Genomic DNA, 383 nt, shown 5'->3' with positions numbered 1-383 from the left:
CCAAGGCGTTCTGAGACGTAACTTGTGGCTGCGTCTTTTCCATCCAGCTTTTTAACTGAGCCAACACTGGCAGACTACGATCATGACGGCCGGTTTTACGATCGTCGTCGCCTGCATCCTTCAGATCACGCTCTACTCCATAGAGTTTATTGATCAGGTTCAGCGCGATGTCAGCACGTCCCGTCTTGCCTTTCGGCTGTACTTTTTGGGCTTCAACAAACTTACGTCTTGCGTGCGCCCAGCAGCCCAAACGCTCGACTCCGGCCTGCGCACCTAGCGCGTTATAACCGGCGTAATCATCGGTCATCAGATAGCCGCGATAGCCTTCGAGCAGGCGCGTCGGCACCTCCTGCGCACGGCTGGTGGAGTAGTCAAAAAGGATC

The 383-nt window shown here is 55.1% G+C and carries 1 protein-coding gene; it reads right to left on the bottom strand.

Going from position 1 to position 383, the window contains the following annotated elements:
* On the bottom strand, window positions 1-383 hold a 383-nt coding region (locus B347_RS24905; RefSeq protein WP_019409887.1), incomplete at both ends, for an IS66 family transposase.

Origin of the sequence: Pseudomonas psychrophila HA-4 (assembly GCF_000282975.1) — a bacterium.
GTDB lineage: Bacteria > Pseudomonadota > Gammaproteobacteria > Pseudomonadales > Pseudomonadaceae > Aquipseudomonas > Aquipseudomonas psychrophila_A.
The sequence above is the reverse complement of the archived record's forward strand: the minus strand, read 5'-3'. Positions and strand labels throughout refer to the sequence as shown.